This is a genomic window from Parahoeflea alexandrii (genome assembly GCF_024105735.1).
Classification (GTDB): Bacteria; Pseudomonadota; Alphaproteobacteria; order Rhizobiales; family Rhizobiaceae; genus Hoeflea; species Hoeflea alexandrii.
Map to the genome: position 1 here is coordinate 763,678 of NZ_JAAAML010000002.1, position 23,513 is coordinate 787,190.

The following is a 23,513-nucleotide window of genomic DNA, read 5'->3' on the forward strand; positions in this document are numbered from 1 at the left end:
CGGGCAATACCGGAGGAGGGCGTTGGCAGCATGCACCGGGTGGTAGATATCGAGGACCCCGCGCAGCAGGCGCGCCTCCAGCCATGGGTGGAGATGGAGTGCTACCAGCTCTCGAGCGGCCGCCATGTCGCGCAAATGCAGAGCCTCGACTTCGGCGGCCCGAAGATCGTCCGCGAACGCCAGACTGCTGCCGTCCAGAAACTGGGTTTCGCACCTGCGGACTTCTGTACGGTGTCGATGTCCAGTGCAGGCGAGGCAACGCGTTTTTCGGAACATCTGAGCGTTGAAGGCGACACGGTCTTCTTCATGCCGGGCAACGTCGAATATGACATTCATGTGCCGGCAGGTGTCGAGACGAGCTATGTCGGTTTCAGCTGGCAGGCGTTTCTGCAAGCGGCCAGGGCGCTCAATCCCGCGATGTGGGAAAGCCCGCCGCAAGGCGTGGTGGCGTTGCCCACCCCCATGCACCGTGAGTTCAAGACCATCGTCGACCTCTGGCTGAGCGCCGCCGATGCGCATCATCTGCCCGGTCATCCGCCGGATGCCGCTCGTCTGCAAAACCATCTGCTGCATGCTGTTCTCAAGATCGCTGCCACCTCTGAAAATGACACCGTCCTATCCTTTGGCGAACGCCGGCGGGCCTTACAGATCGGCCGAAACGCCCGAACCTTCGTCGATGATCGTTTCGATGCCGATATGCTGCCGACCGTCGTTGATATCTGCATGGCACTGGGGGTCTCCGAGCGGACCTTGCAATATGCCTTTCGCGAGTATGTCGGAATGTCGCCAGTTGCCTACCTTCGGGTCTGTCGGCTGAACCGCGTGCGCGTTGAATTGGTATCTGCCGATCCGGCAAGCACCACAGTCACGCAGGTAGCCATGCGGTTCGGTTTTTTCCATCTTGGCCGGTTTGCCGGAGACTACAGACGCCTGTTCGGCGCGACGCCTTCGGAAACGCTTGCGTCCTGATGTCATGCCTGGCTTGCCGGCGCGGCGGTTCAGCACTCGGCGTTGCGGTTATCGGATAGCCGCTCCTGCTTCGAGTTCCTATCATGAGCCTGTTGGTTATGCCCGGGACCAGTCCTGGGCCGAAACAATTTTGCCTAACTGAAGTCGGTTTTCATCACCGAAACATTTTTAGCAATCGCCGGACCCCAATGCATTCGTTCCAGGTTCTCCACCCGCGGACTGTCCAGATTCGCCGTTCCTCGTTGCAAATGAGCAGGAAAGTCCTTCTGCTGGCAACCGCGCTGACTGGCAGCCTTGTCGTCTCGTCCGCGCTGATGGACCCGGCACGGGCACAAGCGCTGACGGGGGACGTTGTCGCCAACAATGGTGACACGGTCAACGTCACGGTTTCTTCGACACCCAACTCCGTGACCAACAACGGCGGGCAAGTCCTGGTTGAGACAGGCGGTGTGACGCTGACCACCAATTTCGTGCAACAGGGCGGCGAGACCCGCGTTGCTGCTGGCGGTGTGCTGACGGATACCGACGGCGTGGTCGCCATCAGCGGTGGCGAGGTGCAGAACAATGGCGGCGGCGCGATCACCAGCGCGGTATCGGTCAGCGGCGGTACCCTGATCGCCAGCGGCGGAACGTTTGGCGGCAATGTCACAATCAGCGGTACAGGGGAGTTCAATGTCGACGGCTCGGCCACTGTCGGGACGACAACGATGACCGGTGGCGTTATTGACGTGGGGGATGCCTTTACGCTGAACACCGACCTCGTGCAGAGCGGCGGGACGACCACGATCAATTTCAACGCAACATTGACCGATGCCGGTGGCACGACCCTTACCGGCGGAACGATCACGAATGAGGGAACCATCTCGAATTCCGTCACCGTGAATGGCGGAACCCTCACCAACAGCACGGGCGGAGCGGTCAACGGACTGACAAGCGTTCAAAGTGGTACGCTGAATGCCGCGGGCGGCACCTTTGCCGGCGGCGTGGCCGCGCAGGGCGGGACGGTGAATATGACCGCGTCCCAGACCCTCGACCTGACGAACAATGGATCGGTCATCAACATCAATACGGGCGTGAACCTGACCGACGATCTGGTCAACAATAGTGGCACGCTCAACATAGCCGGTACTCTCACCGGCAATCTGACCAATAGCGCAACGGCCTATGTGACCGGAACCATCACCGGCAATGTCATCAACAACAGCTCCCTGATCTTCAATGGCAATGACACCTTGACCTATGCTGGGAACATCTCCGGCACGGGGTCGCTGACCAAATCAGGTGCGGGCACGCGTACCTTGACAGGAACGAACACCCATTCCGGCAGCACCACGGTCGAAGCGGGTACCTTGCGGGCGGGCTCAGCTGGTGCCTTCACCGCAAATACGGCCTACACTGTCAATGGCGGCACACTTGATCTCAACGGGCACAATCTCACAATGTCGGCGCTGTCTGGTTCCGGCGGAACTGTTGCGTTGGGCAATGCCGGGCTCACCGTGAACCAGTCGGGCACCGCCACCTATGCCGGTGTGATCAGCGGCACGGGCTCGCTCATCAAGTCCGGGGCAGGTACTGTGACGCTCACCGGTGCGAATTCTCATACCGGCGGCACGACGGTTTCTGGCGGAATGCTTCAGATCGGCAATGGCGGCACATCGGGGAGCATCGGCGGCGACATCACCAACAATGCGGCCCTTACCTTTAACCGCTCGAATGCTCTGATCTTCTCAGATGATATTTCCGGCACCGGTTCGCTGGCCAAGTCCGGCGCGGGCACGCTGACGTTAACGGGCACGAACACCCATTCCGGCGGCACGACGATCTCCTCTGGCACGCTTCAGGTCGGCGACGGCGGCGCCTCGGGGAGCATCGGCGGGAATATCACCAATAACGCCGCCCTTGTCTTCAATCGCAACGATGCCTTGACCTATGCTGGCGTCATATCCGGCACGGGTTCCCTGACCAAGTCCGGCGCAGGCACGTTGACGCTGACCGGGACGAACACCCATTCAGGTGGCACGACGATCTCCTCTGGCACGCTTCAGGTCGGCAACGGCGGCGCCTCTGGGAGCATCGGCGGCGACATTACCAACAATGCAGTCCTCATCTTCAACCGCTCGGGTGCCCTGGCCTATGCGGGCGCCATGTCCGGCACCGGTTCGCTGACCAAGTCCGGCGCGGGCACGCTGACGTTAACGGGCACGAACACCCATTCCGGTGGCACGACGATCTCATCTGGCACGCTTCAGGTCGGCGACGGTGGCGCCTCGGGGAGCATCGGCGGCGACATCACCAACAATTCGGCTCTCATCTTCAACCGCTCGGGTGCCCTGACCTATGCGGGCGCCATGTCCGGCACGGGTTCGCTGACCAAGTCCGGCGCAGGCACGTTGACGCTGACCGGGACGAACACCCACACCGGCGGCACCACGATTTCCGCCGGCAAGCTGGTGGTCAATGGCAGCATCGGCGCGGTGACCCTGAATGGCGGTACCGTGGGCGGGTCAGGCACGCTAGGCGGCCTTACCGCGAGTACCGGCAGCACGATCGCGCCGGGCAATTCCATCGGCACCCTTAATGTCGCCGGGAATTCCGCCTTCGCCTCCGGCTCCACCTATGCTGTCGAGGTCGACAGCGCCGGCAACTCTGACAGGCTCGCCGCCACAGGCACGGTCACCATCGACAGCGGCGCCAAGGTCACTGTTGCCGCCGAGAATGGCACGGACGATGGCTCCACCTATGCCGTCTCGACCACCTACACGATCATCACCGCGGGAGCCGGGATCACCGGCACTTTCGGTTCGGTGAGCGAAAATTTTGCCTTCCTCGATGCGGCGCTCGGCTATGGCGCCAACGCGGTCACCCTGACTTTGACCCGGAATGATACAAGCTTTGCCGCCGCCGCCATCACCGCAAACCAGCGCGCGGCGGCCAACGGCCTGGACAGCCTGCGCGCCGGCAACGCGGTCTATGACGCGGTCGTTGTGCTCAACCAGGCCAGTGCCCGAACCGCTTTTGACAGCCTGTCGGGCGAGATCCATGCTTCTACTGCGGGCCTGTTCATCGGGAACAGCCGCTTTGCCCGGGACGCTGCCGGCAACCGTATTCGCTCGGCCTTCGAAGGAGTTCCCGGCGGCAACCAGCCGGTGATGGCTTTCGACGACCTCGGCGGCGTGCCCGTTGGCGCTGCAGTCTGGGGGCACACCTATGGCAGCTGGAGCCGGTTCGGCGGCAATGGCAACGCCGCGGGCATGAACACCACGAGCGGCGGGTTCCTTTTCGGGGCCGATGCGGACATGGCTGCGGGATGGCGCGGCGGTCTGATGGCGGGCTACGGCAACGTCAGCTTCAATGTCGATGCCCGCGTCTCTTCCGGCGATGCGCACAGCTATACGCTGGGGGCTTATGCAGGGCGTCAGGTCGGTCCGCTCGGCCTCCGCCTCGGCGCCAGCTACGCCCTTCACGACCTATCCACGAGCCGCCACGTGTCCGCTGGGACCCTTCGCAATACTCTGAGTACGGGCCATGTCGCCTCGACCGCCCAGCTCTTTGGCGAGGTCGGCTACTCTCTTGAAGGCGGCGGCGCCCGGTTCGAGCCCTTTGCAGCCATCGCACTGATCCATCAGCACACCCCCGCCTTCACCGAGACCGGTGGCGCGGCGGCGCTCTCTGTTGCTTCGGCCTCTCAGACCCTGGGCGTTACCACCATCGGCCTGCGCGTCGAGCGTCAGGTGGCGGCTGGCGAGAGCTATACCGCATCGCTCGGAGGGTCTCTGGGCTGGTCCCACATGATTGGCGACCCCGAGCAGTCCTCGAGCATGCGCTTTTCCTCGGGCAACGCTTTCACCATCTCGGGCCTGCCGCTCGATCGTGACACTGCGCAGATCGAAGCCGGGCTCAGGCTGAATTTCGAGGATGGCGCGATCTTCAACCTCGACTACCAGGGTGAACTGGGCACCCGGACACAAAGCCATGGGGTCGCAGCCAGGTTCTCGAAATCCTTCTGAACCGGCAGCGCGCGGTATTGCCGCGGGCCTATTGCTGCCGGAAGGGGAACAATCACCCTCACTCACGCATTGCCCCGGCAAGACAAACGCAGGAGCACACTTCATGAGCCATACGCTTGCCATCGCCAGCATCGAGGAAATCACCCACAATGTCCGTCAGCTGACCTTCGAGAAACCCGAGGGCTTCGAGTTCACGCCGGGACAGGCGGCGGAGGTGGGGATCGACAAGGACGGCTGGCGTGATGCGGGCAATCCCTTCACCTTCACCGCACTGCCCGAATGGGACGAGTTGCAGTTCACCATCAAGGTCTACCCTTCGCACGACGGACTGACCGAACAGATCGGCAAGATGAAAGTGGGCGACAGCTTCATTGTCGGCGATCCCTGGGGCACCATCGAGTACAAGGGGAAGGGCACATTCATTGCCGGCGGTGCCGGTGTCACCCCGTTCATCGCGATTCTCCGCATGCTCAAGGAGCGTGGTGAGTTGTCCGGCCATCGGCTGATCTTCGCCAACAAGCGCGAGGCAGACATCATCCTGCGAGACGAGTTCGATGCCATGCCGGGCCTCGAGGTGGTTTACGTCCTCTCCGAAGAGAAAAAGAACGGTTTCGAGCATGGCCGTATCGACAAGCCGATGCTCGAACGCCTGATCGGAAACACGGATCAGCAGTTCTATGTCTGTGGCCCCGACGATATGGTAGAGAGCATCAACGACGCGCTCAGGCAGATCGGTGCCGACCCGGACGGGCTGGTCTTCGAGGAGTGATGAGGGGTCCGCGCTGTGGGTAAGCCACCGCGGTGGAATGGTCTGAGCAATGAGCCCCGACGCCACGGCGGAGAATTCGGCTGGTTTCGCTCCCATCGTCCGCTTGCACACGTGAAAAAGCCCCGGATCCTGCAATCCGGGGCTTCTGCATGCGGCAGGCTGGCAGCCTCTAGCTCGGTTCCGTGTCGGTCCGCTTCAACTCGGAGACGATCGGCATCGAGGTGATGTTGAAGCCCGAATCCACGTAGTGGATCTCGCCGGTCACGCCCGACGAAAGGTCCGAAAGCAGGTAAAGCGCCGACTTGCCGACATCGCCGATATCGACGGTGCGGCGCAGCGGCGCATTCTTTTTCTGGTAATTGAACATGGCCCGGGCATCGCCGATGCCCGCGCCCGCCAGCGTACGCACCGGCCCGGCCGAGATCGCGTTGACGCGGATGCCGTTCTGGCCGTAATCGGCGGCCAGGTAACGCACCATGGCTTCAAGCGCGGCTTTGGCGACACCCATCACGTTGTAGTTCGGCATCACCCGCATCGAGCCGCCATAGGTCAGCGTCAGGATCGAACCGCCTTCGCTCATCAGCGGGGCTGCGCGCTGCGCCACTTCGGTGAAGGAATAGGCCGAGATCACCATGGTGCGCGAGAAGTTGGCCCGCGTCGTCACGTCGGCATAGCGGCCCTTGAGCTCCGACTTGTCGGAAAATCCGATGGCGTGGACCACGAAATCGATCGTGCCCCATTCGGCCTTGAGTCGCTCGAACACCTGGTCCACTGTAGCAATGTCCTCGACATCGCAAGGCAGTATCAGCTTCGAGCCGACACTTTCCGCCAGCGGCTTCACCCTGCGGCCAAAGCCTTCGCCCTGGTAGGTGAACGCCAGTTCGGCCCCGGCGTCAGCCAGTTGCTTGGCAATCCCCCACGCGATCGAGTGGTCATTGGCGACCCCCATGATCAGGCCGCGCTTGCCTTTCATGATACCGTCCATCCCCGTCATCCCCTTCGATCTCACCCGTTGTGACGCTGGAAGACCAGCGTGGCATTGGTCCCCCCGAAGCCGAACGAGTTCGACAGCACCGTGTCGATCTTCGCATCATCGATGCGCGAGCGCACGATCGGCACACCGTCGAATTCAGGGTCCAGTTCGGTGATATGGGCGCTTTCGCCGATGAAGTTCTCCTTCATCATCAGAAGCGAGTAGATCGCCTCCTGAACGCCCGTCGCACCGAGTGAATGACCGGTCAGCGACTTGGTCGACTGCACATGCGGCATGTCGTTGCCGAAGACTTCCCGGATCGCGCCGATTTCCTTGGAATCGCCCACCGGCGTCGATGTGCCGTGGGTGTTGATGTAGTCAACCCGCCCCTTCACTGTCGAAAGTGCCTGGCGCATGCATCGGACAGCGCCTTCACCTGACGGGGCGACCATGTCGTAGCCGTCTGATGTTGCGCCGTAACCGGTCAGTTCGGCGTAGATCTTGGCACCGCGGGCTTTTGCATGCTCGAGTTCCTCGAGAACCAGAACGCCGGCGCCGCCGGCAATCACGAAGCCGTCGCGGCTGATGTCATAGGCGCGGCTTGCGCTGGTCGGCGAGGTCTCGTTGTACTTCGAACTCATGGCGCCCATCGCGTCGAACAGGTTCGACATGGTCCAGTCCAGATCCTCGTGTCCGCCGGCAAACATCATGTCCTGCTTGCCCCACTGGATCATTTCCGCCGCGTTGCCGATGCAATGCGCCGAAGTCGAGCAGGCCGACGAGATCGAGTAGTTCACGCCGTGGATCTTGAACCAGGTTGCAAGCGTTGCCGATGCGGTCGAGGACATTGCCTTGGGCACTGCAAACGGGCCGATGCGCTTCGGGCTGCCGTTCTTGCGCGTGATGTCGGCGGCGTCGATCAGCGTCCGCGTTGACGGTCCGCCCGAACCCATCACGATGCCGGTGCGTTCATTGCTGATCTCGGTCTCCGAAAGGCCGGCATCCTCGATCGCCTGTTTCATGGCGACATGGTTCCAGGCGCCGCCGCGCGACAGGAAGCGCATGGCGCGGCGGTCGACCATCTCGGTGGGATCCAGCGTCGGCGCACCCCAGACCTGGCTGCGGAAGCCATGCTCTGCAAAGTCCTCGCTGAAACTGATGCCCGATTTGGCCTCGCGGAGGGATTGTGTCACCTCGTCCGCGGTGTTGCCGATGGAGGATACGATCCCCATGCCTGTCACGACGACTCGTCTCATGTCCTGCCCTTTCTTGTAGAGGGTCCTGAAATTTCCCGGCGCCGTAATCGCGCGCCTTGAGCGGGAGTGTCAGGCAGTTTTGTCCTTAGCAAGGCCGACCTTCAGATCGCTGGCGTTGTAGATCGTCTCGCCATCCGCCTTGAGCCAGCCGTCGGCGATACCGAGCACCAGCCGGCCGCGCATCACGCGCTTGAAGTCGATGCCGTATTCGAGCTTCTTGACCGTCGGCGTCACCATGCCTTTGAATTTGACCTCGCCGGTCGACAGCGCCATGCCGCGGCCCTGTTCGCCAAGCCAGCCCAGATAGAAGCCGGTCAGCTGCCACATGCCGTCAAGGCCAAGGCAGCCGGGCATCACCGGGTTGCCCTTGAAGTGACACGGGAAGAACCAGAGATCGGGGGTGATGTCGAACTCGGCGCGCAGATAACCCTTGTCGAATGCACCGCCGGTTTCCGAGATATCGGTGATCCGGTGCACCATCAGCATCGGCGGCAGCGGCAGCTGGGCGTTGCCGGGTCCGAAGAGCTCGCCTTCCGCACATTTCAGGATCTCGTCATATGTGTAGCTCGATTGCCTGTCGACCATGAAAAAAGCGTCTCCTCGTTCGCCGTCTCTCCGCGCGGCTTCAATTCGTGGTGTGCAAACTAGCACAGGCCAGTGCCCTGGCGAAGCCACCGGGCACGGCACCCCCGAATACCGGATGAGCCATTCAAGTGAAAGGGGGGGCAGGCGGAAAGTGGATTTCAGAGATCTATTGAAAGCAATGCCCACAAAAGATATATGAAACCTATGAAATCTATCGATCGGACGCCATCAAGCATGCCTGGTGCACACGGATCAAAATCCTCCGAGCGCGAATCGGCTCTGCGCCTGCGCGGGGCAGGGCTTCGCCCAACACGCCAGCGCGTGGCGCTGGCCGACCTGCTGTTTGCCAAGGGGGATCGCCATCTGACAGCCGAGGAGCTTCATGAAGAGGCTGTCGGCGTCGGGGTGCCGTGCTCGCTGGCCACGGTCTACAATACTCTGCACCAGTTCACCGAGGCTGGTCTGCTCAGGGTACTGTCGCTCGAAACCGCCAAGACCTATTTCGACACCAATGTCTCCGACCACCATCACTTCGTGGTCGAGGGCTCCAATGATGTGCTCGATATTCCGGTGGGCAACATTTCGGTTTCCGACCTGCCCGAGGCGCCCGAAGGCATGGAAATCACCCATGTCGATGTGGTCATCCGAGTCCGTCCCAAGCGCTGACGCACGGCCGGACAGCCTCCGGCCACACCCTTTTCAAGCCCGCCGAGCCTCTCGTTGACAACACCATGAGCGATCTGCGTCGATCGCTCTGGAAAAGTGGGCAATTTCCCATTACTAGCGTGTCAGTCCCGTCAGGCTCTTGCGCGCATGACGGTCTTCGTTTTGGGAGCCGAGAGGAAAACACATGCCGCCCTATCGTTCGAGAACATCCACCCATGGCCGCAACATGGCGGGCGCCCGCGGCCTGTGGCGGGCGACGGGCATGGCGGACAGTGACTTCGGCAAGCCGATCATCGCGGTGGTCAACTCGTTCACCCAGTTCGTGCCCGGCCACGTCCATCTCAAGGACCTCGGCCAGCTTGTCGCCGGCGAGATCGAAAAAGCCGGCGGCGTCGCCAAGGAATTCAACACCATCGCCGTCGATGACGGCATCGCCATGGGCCATGACGGCATGCTCTATTCACTGCCCTCGCGCGAACTCATCGCCGATTCCGTCGAATACATGGTCAACGCCCATTGCGCCGACGCCATGGTCTGCATTTCCAACTGCGACAAGATCACGCCCGGCATGCTGATGGCGGCGATGCGGCTCAACATCCCGGTGATCTTCGTCTCCGGCGGCCCCATGGAAGCCGGCAAGGTCATCCTCGAGGATGGCACCGAGAAGGCGCTCGACCTGGTCGATGCCATGGTTGCAGCTGCCGATGACAGCATCAGCGACGCCGATGTTGCCGCCATCGAACGGTCGGCCTGTCCGACCTGCGGCTCCTGCTCGGGCATGTTCACCGCCAACTCCATGAACTGTCTCGCCGAGGCCATGGGTCTTGCGCTGCCCGGGAACGGCTCGACGCTTGCAACCCATGCCGACCGCGAACGGCTGTTCCGCGAGGCCGGCCGCACCATCGTTGGTCTCGCCAAGCAGTATTACGACGGCGACGACGCCGGCGTGCTGCCGCGTTCGATCGCCTCCTTCGCCGCGTTCGAAAATGCCATGACGCTGGACATCGCCATGGGCGGCTCCACCAACACGGTGCTGCATCTGCTCGCCATCGCCCATGAGGGCGAGGTCGATTTCACCATGGCCGACATCGACCGGCTGTCGCGCAAGGTGCCGGTGCTGTGCAAGGTCGCCCCTGCCAAGAGCGATGTGCACATGGAGGATGTCCACCGCGCCGGCGGCATCATGGCGATCCTCGGTGAGCTGGACCGGGCCGGGCTGCTCGACACGTCCGTTGGCACCATTCATGAAAAGACCATGGCCGACGCTCTGGCAAAATGGGACATCGTGCAGTCTTCCGACGAAGTGGTGCATGATTTCTACCGCGCGGCTCCCGGCGGCGTTCCCACCCAGACCGCCTTCTCGCAGTCCCGCCGCTACAACAGTGTCGACATCGACCGTACAGGCGGCGTGATCCGCAGCGCCGAGCATGCGTTTTCGCAGGATGGCGGCCTTGCCGTGCTGTTCGGCAATCTCGCCGAGGATGGCTGTATCGTCAAAACCGCCGGCGTCGATGAATCGATCCTCAAATTCTCCGGGCCTGCGAAGATCTTCGAAAGCCAGGACGATGCGGTCTCGGACATCCTGACCGGCAAGGTCAAGCCCGGCGAAGTGGTGCTGATCCGCTACGAGGGGCCGCGCGGCGGACCCGGCATGCAGGAAATGCTCTACCCGACCAGCTACCTGAAATCCAAGGGGCTGGGCAAGGCTTGCGCCCTGGTCACAGATGGCCGCTTTTCCGGTGGATCTTCGGGCCTGTCGATCGGCCACGTCTCGCCCGAAGCCGCCGAGGGCGGCACCATCGGCCTGGTCGAGACCGGCGACATCATCGAGATCGATATCCCCGCACGCTCCATCCACCTGGCTGTCGACGAGGCAACTTTGGCTGAACGCCGCGCCCGGCGCGAAGCCGAAGGCTGGCAGCCCGAAAAGCCGCGCAAGCGTGCCGTCTCGACCGCGCTGAAAGCCTATGCCTCAATGACCAGCAGCGCCTCCAAGGGCGCCGTTCGCATTCTCTGAGCTGTGCGCAACCGGCCATGTGCCGACGACCGATGCTGAAACATTCCGCGGGCCGGCCATGCCGGCCCGCCAAGCCCTGCCTCAGGCGGCCGCGGCCTGCAGCCGTCCGTCGAGCACCACGCCCGTCTGGGGCGAGACGACGCCGGCATCGCGGATGAAGGCGATGATCTCGTTGCGGTAAACCAGGCCGGTGTGCAGATAGGTGAGCTGGCGCAGGTCCATGCTTGGAAGATCGCCCGCGACACCGCCGCCGATCGGCTTGCCGTTCCACGATTCGCCAAAGCCACCCAGCGAGATATAGGTGTTGAAGGCGACGGTGAAGCTCTTGTCCATCTGCTCGGCGAGTGGCTGGCCGTTGATTTCGACCTCGACCGCCCGGGCCTCCTGTGCCGAACTGCCGTAATCGATGCGATAGCGCACGCCCTTGGAGAAATGCAGGAAGCCGCGGGAAACGAAGCTGTCGAGCTTGATGTCGCTGCTCGTCAGTTCCTCAGGCCGCAGGATGCGCTTGGCATTGTTGTCCAGCATCTCCTGGATCTGAGCCCCGCTCATGGTCGCCACGTGGACATTGTCGGCATAGGGCATGACGTCGAACCACTGCTTGAATGTCAGAGGTCCCTCGGCGATGCCCGAGGCGAGGCCTGTGGCGTTGAACATGGCGATGTCGATCCTGCCATTGGCAAAGGTCGCCGAGCGCTCGACAAGGGCGTCATTCATGAAATTGGCAATGGCGCATTCGCGGATGTAGCGATCGGCGATGGTGCGTTCGGTTGATACCAGCTCTCCGTCCTCGACGGTGCCGATGATTTCCGTCAGCTTCTCGTCCAGTGCTGCAAGCAGCGGCGCAATATGCGCCGTCTCGAACTCGGCGTCATAATCGCCGTCATGCTCGAGGTCGGCATACTTCGGATCGTCGGCGGCCACACGGTCATCGCGCGATTTCACCTTGTGAAGGCTGACCGAGGAGAACCAGTCCTTGCGGCCCTGGTCGGCGGCGATCGACATCGCGATCTCGCCGAGATAGGCTCCGTTGGCTTCGGCCTGGGTCAAAAGCACGCCCTCGATCATGTTGTCGAGGTCGATGCCTTCGGCATTCAGACGCGTGTGCGAATGGCCGCCGATCAGCACGATCGGCTTGTCGGTCAGCGGAGCCGCAGCGGCAGCGATGTCGAAATCGCCTTCGCCGATCATCCGGTTGGTCGCCGCCTTGCCGCTCATGTGATTGCCGGAGCCGTAGCCGCAATGCGACAGGATGACGACGACATCGCAGATTGAGGCCACAGCCGGCAGCAGATTGCGGACGGCCTCCACCGGACTGGAAACCGCCAGATCCGAATCGGACTCCTGACCGACCCGTGTATCGACCGCTGTTGTCAGGCCGATGAATCCGATGCGCATGCCCTTGGCTTCGGCAATCGCCGCACAGGAATAATCCTTGTTCATGGCCATGAATTTCGAACCATGGACATTGGCCGACAACACCGGGAAAGTCGCATCTGCGAGACCCGTCTTCAACACTTCGCAGCCACGGTCGAACTCGTGATTACCGAGCACCGCAATGTCGAGACCTGCCGCTGAATAGCTGCGATAGGCGGGATCGGCGACAAAGCCCTCCGGCGACCAGCCCAGCAATTCGTCGAACACCGAGCCGGTGTGGTCGTCGCCGCCGGAAATGAACAGCACGGCTTCGTTGTCTGCTGCCGCGGCCTTGGTTTCGCGAACCGTCTTGACCATCTGCGACAGCCGGTGCGTGTCGCCTTTTTTCCCATGGGTGTCGGTGAGGTGATTGTGCAGGTCATTGAAATGCATCAGCCGCAGAACCCGGCGTTCGCCGGCGGCCATGGACGACTGCGGAACGGGGTTGCCTTCGGCCGTGATGATGGTGCTGATGGGGCCGGAAAACGGATCGCCCTTGAGCAGGAACAGCCGCTCGAAAGCGCCGTTCGGATTCGGCGTGGCGGCAACCATCTGCAATTCGCCCTCAGCGGCGGCGCCAGAGCGAAACGTTAGGAATGGCGACATGGCTGTCAGGCCGACGACGGCGCCGGATTTTAAAAGATTACGACGTGAAAATTGAATGTTTGCAAGAGTCACAATGACCTCCTGTAGCTGCGGAGAGGAAACATATCCCCGCGGAGGCCTTGTCATGTGTTTATGAAGTCCCGATGACGCGCGCTGGAGCGGCAGGGGACATTGCATCGCATCCGACATGTGGTGGTTGGCGATGCGCGCCGGGAAGTTGGCCTGCATAAGCCCCGAAAGACCGGTAAGTCACATCAACAGTGCGATGACCCGTTTTCCACAGAGTTCGAAATCATCCGCTGCGATAACGCTGCGAGGGTCCGATCCGGGCCTATTTGAAGGCTTCGCCCGGATAGGCGCCCCAGATCTCGCTCTGCGCGACCCAGCCGCTGGTTCCCTCGGCTTCGGCCTCGCACCAGTCGCCGTTGCAGGTCTTCACCGAAACCACCACGCCAGGTTCGAGACGGGCGACCACATCGGCATTGGTGCGGGCTTCACGGTGCATGTTGATGAAGTCATCCGTGGCCTCGCCCTTCTTCCAGGGCGCGGTCATCGCCGTGCGCTCGCCTGACAGCAGGGACTGGTAGACCCAGCCCTCGGTGCCTTCGGCGTCGCGCACCCGGCGCCAGTTGTCGTATTCCTGGATCACTTCCATCGGCACCCCGGAGCGGGTGTAGAGCCAGGCCACCGCGTAGTCCCGGCCCGGGCCGATGCGCAGATTGACCCGCTTGGCCTTGAGGCTGACAAAGCGCGGCAGCGGCAGGCCGCTGGGGCCTTTCGTCGCCGCCTGCGCATGAGCCGCAAAGCCTGCGGTTGTTCCGGACCCGAGCATCGGGCTGATCGCCAGGCCCGCAAGCGCCAGGCAGGTTGCGGAAAAAAGGGAAAGGCGACGCATGACTCACACCTTTTGGGTTGGGGCGCCGGGGAGGGGCGGCGCCGCTGCAGTTCTGGTTCCAGGCTCGCTTGTGCCGCCGTCCCGGCGGGCGTTGGACGGGCCCTGGCGTCGAGCTCGGGGAGCGCCGCCTGTGGCCGGTTGTGAGCCTGTGACGCTTTTTTAAACAGCAATCCCGGCGCTTTGGATTGTCATCGCCGGAGGGTCTGTTAGAAAAAGCGTAACGCTGAAATCAATGTCGCCGAGTTTGGTTAAGAAGCTCTCAACGCTGGACCTGAATAAGATGCCCAACAAGAAAAAACCGAAGGTCTATATCACCCGCCGTCTGCCGGATGCGGTTGAAACACGCATGCGCGAACTGTTTGACGCCGAGCTCAATATCAATGACGACCCACGCACCCAGCCCGAACTTGTTGCCGCCATGCGATCCGCCGATGTTCTGGTGCCCACCGTCACCGACCGGATCGATGCCGCGCTGATCGAACAGGCCGGTCCGCAGATGAAGCTGATCGCCAATTTCGGCAATGGCGTCGACAACATCGATGTCGAGGCCGCGCAGAAGAAGGGCATCACCGTCACCAACACCCCGAACGTGCTCTCAGATGACACCGCCGACATGACCATGGCGCTGATGCTTGCCGTGCCGCGGCGGCTGACCGAGGGCGCCAATGTCATCATCGGCGCCAATGGCAGCTGGAAGGGCTGGTCGCCGACCTGGATGCTCGGCCACCGCATCGGCGGCAAGCGGCTCGGCATCATCGGCATGGGACGCATCGGCACTGCCGTTGCCCGCCGCGCCAGGGCCTTCGGCCTGTCGATCCATTATCACAACCGCCGCCGTGTCGACCCGGCCACCGAGGATCAGCTTGAGGCCACCTACTGGGACAGCCTCGACCAGATGCTGGCGCGCGTCGACATCGTCTCGGTCAACTGCCCTTCGACGCCCGCCACGTTCCATCTGCTTTCCAGCCGTCGGCTAGAGCTTATGAAACCTGGCGCTTACATTGTGAACACCGCCCGCGGCGGCATCATCGACGAGGATGCGCTGATCCAGGCGCTGCGCGACGGCCGCCTTTCCGGTGCCGGGCTCGATGTGTTCGAACACGAACCCGCGGTCGACAAGCGGCTGCTCAAGCTTGCTTCGGAAGGCAAGGTGGTGCTTCTGCCGCACATGGGCTCGGCCACCATCGAAGGCCGCATCGACATGGGCGACAAGGTGATCATCAACATCCGCACCTTCTTCGACGGCCACCGCCCGCCCGACCGCGTGCTGCCGCTGAGAAACTGAGGCCGGAGTTCGGAGTTCAGAAGTTCGGGGACAGTTTACCTTTACCCCTCAATTGCTGGGTTCGGTTTCACCGTGAGCGCGGGCAAGAGGAAACTGTCCCGTGCCTAGCCTTTCCGCCGCCCGTAGCGGATGGTCTGGAAGCTCGCTGCAAGCCCGTCATAGAGCAGCAATCGTCCGATGAGCGGTTCGCCCGCGCCGGTGATCAGCTTGATCACCTCCATTGCCTGCAGCGTACCGATCACGCCGGTGAGCGCGCCCACGACGCCCGCTTCGGCGCAGGAGGGCACCAGCCCAGGCGGCGGCGGTTCGGGAAACAGGTCCCGGTAGCCTGGGCATAGCTTGCCCTCGGCATTCTTCTCATAGGGTGTGAGCACCGTGAGCGATCCGTCGAAGCGCCCGACAGCGGCGGTCACCAGCGGGATCTTCAGCGTCTCGCAGGTGTCCGCCAGCAGGTACCTCGTGTCGAAATTGTCCGACCCGTCCACCACCATGTCATAGGCGGTCAGCACATCCACCGCATTGTCCGCCGTCAGGCGCGTCTGGTGGGTCACCACCCGCGTGTGCGGGTTGAGGCGGGCAAGCGACCGGGCGGCACTCTCGGTCTTGGCCATGCCGACACTGGCCGTGTCGTGCAGGATCTGGCGTTGCAGGTTGGACAGCGACACCTCGTCATCGTCGATCACGCCCAGCAGTCCGACGCCGGCGGCTGCCAGGTAGCTCAGCACCGGAGAGCCCAGCCCGCCGGCGCCGATCACCAGCACCCGCGCCGCCTTCAGCCGCTGCTGGCCGGCGCCGCCGATTTCCGCAAGCACGATGTGCCTTGCGTAGCGCGCCACTTCGTCGGGATCGAGATGTGAACTGTCCATGTCTGCTCTCCGGATGCCCCCGGGCATCAATCTGTCGTAGGCCTCAACCGGCAGCGGCGTCCACGTGCGGCGTCACCTGGCCATCCGCCACCAGGAAGATCTGTCCCCGCGACCCAAGGCTTGCAAACATCGAGACATCGGTTCCGGTCATGAAGGCCTGGCAATCGAGCGCCTCGATCAGATCAAACAACGCCGCCCGGCGGCCTTCGTCAAGATGCGCGGCGATCTCGTCGAGCAGAAGGATCGGCGCATGCCCGGTCATGGCCCGCACCAGCTGCGCATGCCCCAGCACGATCCCGATCAAGAGCGCCTTCTGCTCCCCGGTCGAGGACAGCGCCGCCGGCATCGCCTTGGCGCGGTGATGCACGATCAGGTCGGAGCGGTGCGGCCCCGACAATGTCCGCCCGGCCGCCGCATCCCGCCGCCTGCCGCTTTCCAGCATCTGCGCGAAGGCAGCCTCCATGTCGCTCGCCGATGCCAGCGCCTCGTCTTCGAGAAAGCCTTCCAGCCGCACCGTCGCGGCGGGAAACACGCTGTGCCCGGCATGGCTTTCGATCAGATCGGAAAGCAGGCTCACCACCTCGTTGCGCGCCATCGCCATCGCGACCCCGAGTTCGGCCATCTGCGCTTCCAGCCCGTCGAGCCAGGCAGGATCCGCCCGCCCTTCCGACAACAGCCGGTTGCGGCTGCGCATGGCCCGTTCATAGTTCAGCGCCCGGCCGCCATGAGCCGGGTCCACCGACAGCACCAGCCGGTCCAGAAACCGCCGCCGGTCGCCGGCTGATCCGGTAAACAGCCCGTCCATCGCCGGGGTAAGCCACAACAGCCTGAGATGGTCGAGAAGCTCGTCGGTGGTCCGTGCCGGCGCACCGTTGATCCGCACCCGGCGCGATCCGCCTTCCTCGCCGCCGTCCACGCCGGTGCCGATGTCGGTCGCGCCGGCCATGCCTTCCAGGCTGGCAAAAATGCTGAAACCGGTTGCTGGCTCCGTTCCGGCCCCAGGATCAGGCCTCGGTCCAGATCTGATCAGGTCGCCATAGGGGGCTCGCCGCATGCCCCGGCCGGGGGTAAGCAGCGACACCGCTTCCATGAGATTGGTCTTGCCCGCACCATTGTCGCCCGTAAGCACCACATGGCGCTCGTCGAGAGTGAGCGACAGGTTCGCATAGTTGCGGAACCCGGTGAGTTTGAGTTTTTCGATATGCACCCTGGCGGCCATGCAACTCCCCGCTCAGCCGTGTTCCGGCCGGCAGCCCGTTTCGGTGCGTGAGGGCAGCGCCCTCTACACCCGCATAGGCATCAGCACGTAGAGCGCATCGTCGCCTGCGGTGTCGCGCACCAGCGTCGGGGAGCCGGGATCAGCCAGCATGAACACCGCATCCGAACCCGACAGCTGGTTGGTGATGTCCAGCAGATACTTGGCGTTGAAGCCGATTTCCAGCGGATCGCGATCATAGCCGACAGCGAGTTCTTCCGTCGCGCTGCCCGAATCCGGATTGTTCACCGTCAGCGTCAGCTGCCCGTCGGCAATCGCCAGCTTGACCGCGCGTCCGCGCTCCGAGGAGATCGTCGAAACCCGGTCGACGGCCTGGGCAAAGCTCTGGCAATCGACGGTCAGTTCCTTGTCGTTGCCGGTCGGGATCACCCGCTGGTAATCGGGGAAGGTGCCGTCGATCAGTTTCGAGGTCAGCACCACCGAGCCGATGGTAAAGCGGATTTTTGCATCCGACAGCTCGACCGTGACGGTGACATCCGGATTGTCGACCAGCTTCTGCAGTTCGCCCACGGTCTTGCGCGGAATGATGATGCCCGGCATGCCTTCGGAGCCGGAGGGTGCGTCGACGTCGGCGCGCGCCAGGCGGTGACCGTCAGTGGCAACGGCTCTCAGCTTCAACGCGCCCTCGCTCTCGATCGAATGGACGAAGATGCCGTTGAGATAGTACCGGGTCTCCTCGGTCGAGATCGCAAACTGGGTCCGGTCAATAAGCATCTTCAGCTGCGTTGCGGGCAATCTGAACGTATGGGTGAAGGCACCCGCGGTCAGATCCGGAAAATCCGATTCCGGCAGACACTGCAGTGAGAATTTCGAGCGGCCGGACGCCACGGTCATGGACGTGCCGTCGGCATCGGTCGACAGCAGCACCTCGGAGCCGTCGGAGAGCTTGCGCACGATGTCATAGAGCAGATGCGCCGGCACCGTGGTGGCGCCCGCCTGCTCGATCATCGCCGGTGTCGCCTCGGTGATCTCCAGGTCGAGGTCGGTCGCCTTCATGTCAAGCGTTGCACCTTCGGCCTTGAGCAGCACATTCGACAGGATCGGAATGGTGTTGCGCCGCTCGACCACGCGATGAACATGGTTCAGCGACTTGAGGAGGTTGGAACGCTCGAGGGTGACACGCATGGTTTGACTACCGTTTGGCTGGGGGCCCGCGCTTGGCCGCGCCGGCCTTTCAAATTCTGTCTTGTCCGGCTTTGTCCGGTCGAGGCCATGGAAAGGCGCATGGAGCGCCCAGGCCGGGCGGACAAAATGGCAGATTATGCCCCCGAATTGCAACAAAAACCGGCCCGGACCTTTCGGCCCGGACCGGGATTCTGGGGATAAGCACCGGCAATTGCGCCCTATTCGATGATCAGCCGCTTGAGCAGTTCGATCTCGTGGCCGAGCTTGGTGTCCGAGTTGATCAGCTCTTCGATCTTGCGCACCGCATGCAGCACCGTGGTGTGGTCGCGTCCGCCGAATCTCCGCCCGATCTCGGGAAACGACCGCGGGGTCATCGTCTTGGCCAGGTACATGGCGATCTGTCGCGGCTTGACGATCACCCGCGTGCGGCGATCCGACACCAGCTCCTGCCGCGAGACATTGTAGTGCCGCGAAACCACCCGCTGGATGTCCTCGATGCGCACCCGCTTGGGCTCACCCGCATTGACAAGGTGGCCAAGCAACTGGTCAACCCGCTCCAGCGTCAGGTTGGGCTCGAAGCTGCGGCGGAACAGGAGTTGGTTGAACGCGCCTTCCAGCTCGCGGCCGCTTGAGGTGATGTTCTGGGCGACATGGGCGAGAATGTCCTCGCCGATATCAAGCGTGCCGTCATCGATCTGGGCAATCGCCAGCCGCTGGCGCAGCATTTCCAGGCGCATGTCAAAGTCAGGGGCCTCGATCTCGATGGCGACGCCGCCCTGCAGCCGCGAGCGAACACGCGGATCAAGCGATTCCAGCTCCCACGGCGCGCGGTCGGCGGCGACCACGACCTGGCGGGCGGAATCGAGCAGCATGTTGAGCAGATGGCAGAACTCGTGCTGGATCGACTTGCCCTGCAGGAACTGCATGTCATCGATCACCAGCAGATCGATATTGCGCAGCGATTCCTTGAACGACAGCGCATCATTGTCGCGGATCGCCGTGGCGAAGCGCCACATGAAATATTCGGCGGTCAGATAGACCACCCGTGGATTGCGGGCATGCCGGCTGGCTGCCGCGGCAATCGCCTGCAGGAGATGGGTCTTGCCCAGGCCCACATTGGAATGGATGAAGAGCGGGTTGAACCGCACCGCGCCGGTGCCCGCTTCGGCGATGGTCTTGGCTGCCGCCAGAGCCACCCTGTTGGAAGAGCCTTCGACATAGCTCTCAAAGGTGTAGCGCGGGTCGAGCGGCGAACCGATCACCGTGTTGGCGGCCTGTGGCCCCTTTGGAAAGGTCGAAAGATGCGCCCCCGCGCCCTTGACCGAAAGATGAAGGTCCTTGCGCGCTTGAGCCGGTGCCGGCTGGACGGCGGATGAATTTGCGGCCGCATCGGTGTCGGTTTCGGGTACCTGGCGGCTGGCCCGGGTCGCCGATCGCACGACGATCTCGACCTTCAGGATGTCCGCATCTTCCTCGCTGAACAGCGCGCTGATCTGCTCGAGATACTTGTTGTTGATCCAGGATTTGAGAAATGCGGTCGGCACTGACAGCCTCACCACGCTCTTGGAGGCTGATTGCAGCTTGAGCCGCCCGAACCAGCTTGTGAAGACCTCCGGCCCGACCTGCGCTTTCAATCGCGCCATGACCCGATCAAAGGTCTTGGTATTCTTGTTCATGTCCGCCCCTTTGTCAGTCGTCGGGCAAACATTCTCGCCAAGCGGTTGGGCGTCGGTTTCCTGTGCGCTCCATTGTGCCGCCCTAAGCGCTGGTGTGATTTGTGTTTGCATCGCCGCTGTATTTCCCTGTTGCCACATTTAGGTAAGCCGTCCCGACCATCATGGTCCGGCTCGGACAGTGTCCCGATCGTCATGTCCATTTGATGCTGCGGGCCCCCCGCCTTCGTCGCTCCTTTTGTCCCGTCCAGATCGCCGACCTCGTATCGCGATCCTGGACACATCTTCATCGTTCCGCCGAAACACCTGTTTCGACAGAGTTAAAGCGCCACCGCATGGCTGATAGCTCAGCCAGTGCAACCGATGGTTTTATTTTGGGTTTGCCCGGCAAAAACCGCCGCGCAACAAAAGGCAGGCTGGAAAAGGTTACCTGAAATAAGCCAAACTATCCTCGGAGCCGCCCGGCTCCATGCCCCTTGTCGAGGAGTATTTAGGCAGGATGGGTTGGTCAGATCAAGCAGGATATTTACGTTTCATTCACACTTTAGGGATTGACTCGCAAAGGTTGAAAAAAGCTTCTCGAGAGCCTCGGGAACAGGCGATTGGATTCATTGCCTTTTCACCGGCTCATTCATTTTTGAGGGCGTCAGGAAGTCTTGGATACAAAATTTCGGGGCTTGACAGGATAAGCGGTGATTCCGGTTTCGTTATCACCAGCCGAATCCGGTACCTCTGGCAAGTAATTGTTTTTAAAGAAAATTCGATGTCACGATGACAGGTGCATGACAGGTCTTTGCCGGGCTCTCGGGCAGCGCTGGCGCAAGTCATTGTAGGACAACGAAAAAGGCCCGGACGAACCGGGCCTTTAGTCGACAAACAAAATTTTGAACGATCAGGCGCTCAGTGCCTTGACCCGGTTAGACAGCCGCGAAATCTTTCTCGAAGCGGTATTGGCGTGCACCACGCCCTTGCTGGCGGCGCGCATCAGCTCGGGCTGGGCGGCCTTCAGCGCTGCGGCTGCAGCGGTCTGGTCGCCGGAGCTGATGGCTTCCTCGACGGTGCGGAGGAAGCTGCGGACACGCGAACGGCGTGCCTTGTTTACGTCAGTGCGGCGGGCAATCTTGCGGGTCGCCTTTTTCGCCGAAGTTGTATTGGCCATGAATGCCTCTCAATGTGTCACATGCTCTGTTCCGACCGGAAAGCGCCTCTTGCGAGGTGTGTCGCTTTGACATGCGGAATGCGAGAAAACCACGGCGAGCCCGAAAGCTGCCATTCGATGGCGGGCCTATACCGGGTATCGCGGCTTTCGTCAACGCGAAAAACCGATTTCCGGGCGCCCGCCACCGCATTTACCTAGCGATGCTTGAACTGTGCCTTGCGCTTGTCGATGAAGGCGGACATGCCTTCCTTCTGGTCTTCCGTGGCAAACAGCGAATGAAACAGCCGCCGCTCGAAGCGCAGCCCCTCGGCAAGCGGCACCTCGTCGGCGCGATTGACCGATTCCTTCACCATCATCGCCACCGGCAGGGAGAAGCCGGCGATCTTCTCGGCTGCCTTGGTTGCCGTCGCCAGCAGTTCGGCTGCCGGAACCACGCGAGCCACCAGGCCCGAGCGCTCGGCTTCCTCGGCGTCCATCATCCGGCCGGTCAGGCACAGGTCCATCGCCTTGGCCTTGCCCACAGCGCGGGTCAGCCGCTGGGTGCCGCCCATGCCCGGCAGCACGCCAAGCGTGATTTCCGGCTGGCCGAACTTCGCCGTGTCGGCGGCAATGATGAAGTCGCACATCATCGCCAGTTCGCAGCCGCCGCCGAGCGCATAACCCGCCACCGCCGCGATCACCGGCTTGCGGGTGGAGGAAACCGCGCTCCAGCCTTCGAAGAAGTCTTCCATATAGGCGCTGACATAATCCTTTGGCTGCATTTCCTTGATGTCGGCGCCCGCCGCGAAGGCCTTCTCGGAACCGGTCAGCACGATCGCGCCGATCTTCTCGTCCGCGCCATACTGGGCCAGAGTCTCGCGCAGCTCGCTCAAGAGCTCCGAATTGAGCGCGTTGAGCGCATCGGGCCGGTTGAGCGTGATGATGGCCACCCGGCCGCGTGTTTCAGTCTTCAAAGTCTTGAGCGCCATCGCGTATCTCTCCTTGTTGCAGCCTTTCGGGCTGTCCTCCCCGGCAGGCAATCTGGTCCGGTCAGCTTTTCTGGCAGCGCGGGCAATGGAATGTCGATCGACCGCTCTGCACGATGCGGCGGACCGTATCGCCACAGCCCGGCCGTGGGCAAGCCTTTCCCTCACGGTCATAGACGGAAAATCCATGCTGGAAATAGCCAAGCGTGCCGTCCGTCCGGATATGGTCCCTCAGCGAGGATCCACCGGCGGCAATGGCCTCCTCTATCACGGCGCGGATCGCCTGGGTCAGCACGTCAAGTTCCCTGCGCGGACGCCCGGTCCTGGTGACGAGTCTTCCTGCCAGCTTGACCGGCGACAGCCCCGCCCGCCACATCGCCTCGCATACATAGATGTTTCCCAGGCCCGCGATGATGCGCTGGTCGAGCAACGCCGCCTTCAGCGGGGCGGTCTTGCCGGCAAGACGGCTCGCCAGTTCATTGGCGTCGAGACTGTTGCCCGTCGGCTCCACTCCGAGGCTTCTGAACCAGGGATGCTCCGCCAGTGCGCTCCGCGCCATCAGGTCCATGTAGCCGAAGCGGCGCGGGTCATTGTAGATGATGCGTGCCCGGCCCGCCGGCCCGTCGATGTGAAACACGACGTGGTCATGCTTGTCGTCTTTCGAGCGCGCGTGGTGGAAGACGCCAGGCTTCAGGCTTCCCCCCTCATCCGCCTCGATCCGGAACGAACCCGACATGCCCAGATGGCTCACCAGCACCATGCCGTCGTCGAGATCGGCCACCAGGTATTTTGCCCGCCGGCCCAGCGAGATGATCTGCCGGCCGGCAAGTCGCGCTGCAAAGTCCGGCGGAAAGGCAAATCGCAGGTCGCCGCGCCTTTGCTCGACGCGGATGATGCTGCCGCCCTCCATCACCGGCGCGAGGCCGCGGCGCACCGTTTCGACTTCTGGCAATTCAGGCAATGCGAACTCCTCGGGCTGGTGGCAATATGCGAATGGCTGACCTA

18 protein-coding genes are annotated in these 23,513 nt (G+C 62.5%); 6 read left to right on the top strand and 12 right to left on the bottom strand.

Annotation, left to right across the window (positions count from 1 at the left end; genetic code table 11):
* Positions 1-30 precede the first annotated feature (30 nt).
* The 3 genes from GTW23_RS13240 to GTW23_RS13250 all read left to right on the top strand — a co-directional run bounded on the left by GTW23_RS13240 (position 31) and on the right by GTW23_RS13250 (position 5,745).
* A complete protein-coding gene (locus GTW23_RS13240; RefSeq protein WP_252916103.1) occupies positions 31-969 on the top strand; it encodes a helix-turn-helix domain-containing protein in 939 nt (312 codons plus the stop codon).
* A gap of 248 nt (positions 970-1,217) precedes the next feature.
* On the top strand, positions 1,218-4,976 hold the full coding sequence (locus tag GTW23_RS13245) for an autotransporter domain-containing protein (RefSeq protein ID WP_252916104.1): 3,759 nt from the start codon (positions 1,218-1,220) through the stop codon (positions 4,974-4,976).
* 103 nt (positions 4,977-5,079) lie between these two features.
* Entirely contained in the window at positions 5,080-5,745 is a 666-nt protein-coding gene (locus GTW23_RS13250; RefSeq protein ID WP_252916105.1) for a ferredoxin reductase domain-containing protein, read from the top strand.
* 169 nt (positions 5,746-5,914) lie between these two features.
* On the opposite strand, the gene fabI is transcribed toward GTW23_RS13250, so the two are convergent.
* The 3 genes from fabI to fabA form a co-directional block, all read right to left on the bottom strand.
* Positions 5,915-6,730, bottom strand: a complete 816-nt coding sequence (fabI, locus tag GTW23_RS13255) for an enoyl-ACP reductase FabI (RefSeq protein WP_252916106.1) — start codon at positions 6,728-6,730, stop codon at positions 5,915-5,917.
* A 20-nt stretch (positions 6,731-6,750) separates the two neighbouring features.
* Entirely contained in the window at positions 6,751-7,974 is a 1,224-nt protein-coding gene (gene fabB, locus GTW23_RS13260) for a beta-ketoacyl-ACP synthase I (RefSeq protein ID WP_152010747.1), read from the bottom strand.
* 69 nt (positions 7,975-8,043) lie between these two features.
* Complete coding sequence (fabA, locus tag GTW23_RS13265) at positions 8,044-8,559, bottom strand: 3-hydroxyacyl-[acyl-carrier-protein] dehydratase FabA (RefSeq protein WP_252916107.1); 516 nt, start codon at positions 8,557-8,559, stop codon at positions 8,044-8,046.
* 234 nt (positions 8,560-8,793) lie between these two features.
* Between fabA and irrA the strand changes: the two genes are divergently transcribed.
* Positions 8,794-9,225 carry an iron response transcriptional regulator IrrA gene (irrA, locus tag GTW23_RS13270; protein WP_152010745.1) on the top strand — a complete coding sequence of 144 codons (432 nt, stop codon included), beginning with the start codon at positions 8,794-8,796 and terminating at the stop codon, positions 9,223-9,225.
* Between the two features lie 184 nt (positions 9,226-9,409).
* Positions 9,410-11,242 (top strand): dihydroxy-acid dehydratase, encoded by a 1,833-nt coding sequence (gene ilvD, locus GTW23_RS13275; RefSeq protein ID WP_152010744.1) that lies wholly within the window; start codon positions 9,410-9,412, stop codon positions 11,240-11,242.
* Between the two features lie 81 nt (positions 11,243-11,323).
* Here ilvD and GTW23_RS13280 read toward each other — a convergent pair whose 3' ends face one another.
* Both GTW23_RS13280 and GTW23_RS13285 read right to left on the bottom strand, forming a co-directional pair.
* Entirely contained in the window at positions 11,324-13,264 is a 1,941-nt protein-coding gene (locus GTW23_RS13280; protein WP_252916108.1) for a bifunctional metallophosphatase/5'-nucleotidase, read from the bottom strand.
* 331 nt (positions 13,265-13,595) lie between these two features.
* On the bottom strand, positions 13,596-14,159 hold the full coding sequence (locus GTW23_RS13285; protein WP_252916109.1) for an SH3 domain-containing protein: 564 nt from the start codon (positions 14,157-14,159) through the stop codon (positions 13,596-13,598).
* A 280-nt stretch (positions 14,160-14,439) separates the two neighbouring features.
* On the opposite strand from GTW23_RS13285, the gene GTW23_RS13290 reads away from it, so the two are divergent.
* Positions 14,440-15,444, top strand: coding sequence for a 2-hydroxyacid dehydrogenase (locus tag GTW23_RS13290; RefSeq protein WP_152010741.1), 1,005 nt, complete (start codon positions 14,440-14,442; stop codon positions 15,442-15,444).
* A gap of 104 nt (positions 15,445-15,548) precedes the next feature.
* Here GTW23_RS13290 and GTW23_RS13295 read toward each other — a convergent pair whose 3' ends face one another.
* The 7 genes from GTW23_RS13295 to mutM all read right to left on the bottom strand — a co-directional run bounded on the left by GTW23_RS13295 (position 15,549) and on the right by mutM (position 23,469).
* Positions 15,549-16,310 carry a molybdopterin-synthase adenylyltransferase MoeB gene (locus GTW23_RS13295; protein ID WP_252916110.1) on the bottom strand — a complete coding sequence of 254 codons (762 nt, stop codon included), beginning with the start codon at positions 16,308-16,310 and terminating at the stop codon, positions 15,549-15,551.
* Between the two features lie 43 nt (positions 16,311-16,353).
* A complete protein-coding gene (recF, locus tag GTW23_RS13300; protein ID WP_252916111.1) occupies positions 16,354-17,529 on the bottom strand; it encodes a DNA replication/repair protein RecF in 1,176 nt (391 codons plus the stop codon).
* A 63-nt stretch (positions 17,530-17,592) separates the two neighbouring features.
* Entirely contained in the window at positions 17,593-18,711 is a 1,119-nt protein-coding gene (dnaN, locus tag GTW23_RS13305; RefSeq protein ID WP_252916112.1) for a DNA polymerase III subunit beta, read from the bottom strand.
* 218 nt (positions 18,712-18,929) lie between these two features.
* Positions 18,930-20,387, bottom strand: coding sequence for a chromosomal replication initiator protein DnaA (gene dnaA / locus GTW23_RS13310; protein WP_152010737.1), 1,458 nt, complete (start codon positions 20,385-20,387; stop codon positions 18,930-18,932).
* Positions 20,388-21,276: 889 nt separating this feature from the next.
* Entirely contained in the window at positions 21,277-21,543 is a 267-nt protein-coding gene (rpsT, locus tag GTW23_RS13315; RefSeq protein ID WP_152010736.1) for a 30S ribosomal protein S20, read from the bottom strand.
* Between the two features lie 194 nt (positions 21,544-21,737).
* Positions 21,738-22,511 (bottom strand): enoyl-CoA hydratase, encoded by a 774-nt coding sequence (locus GTW23_RS13320; protein ID WP_152010735.1) that lies wholly within the window; start codon positions 22,509-22,511, stop codon positions 21,738-21,740.
* A 61-nt stretch (positions 22,512-22,572) separates the two neighbouring features.
* Entirely contained in the window at positions 22,573-23,469 is an 897-nt protein-coding gene (gene mutM / locus GTW23_RS13325; RefSeq protein WP_252916113.1) for a bifunctional DNA-formamidopyrimidine glycosylase/DNA-(apurinic or apyrimidinic site) lyase, read from the bottom strand.
* Positions 23,470-23,513 lie beyond the last annotated feature (44 nt).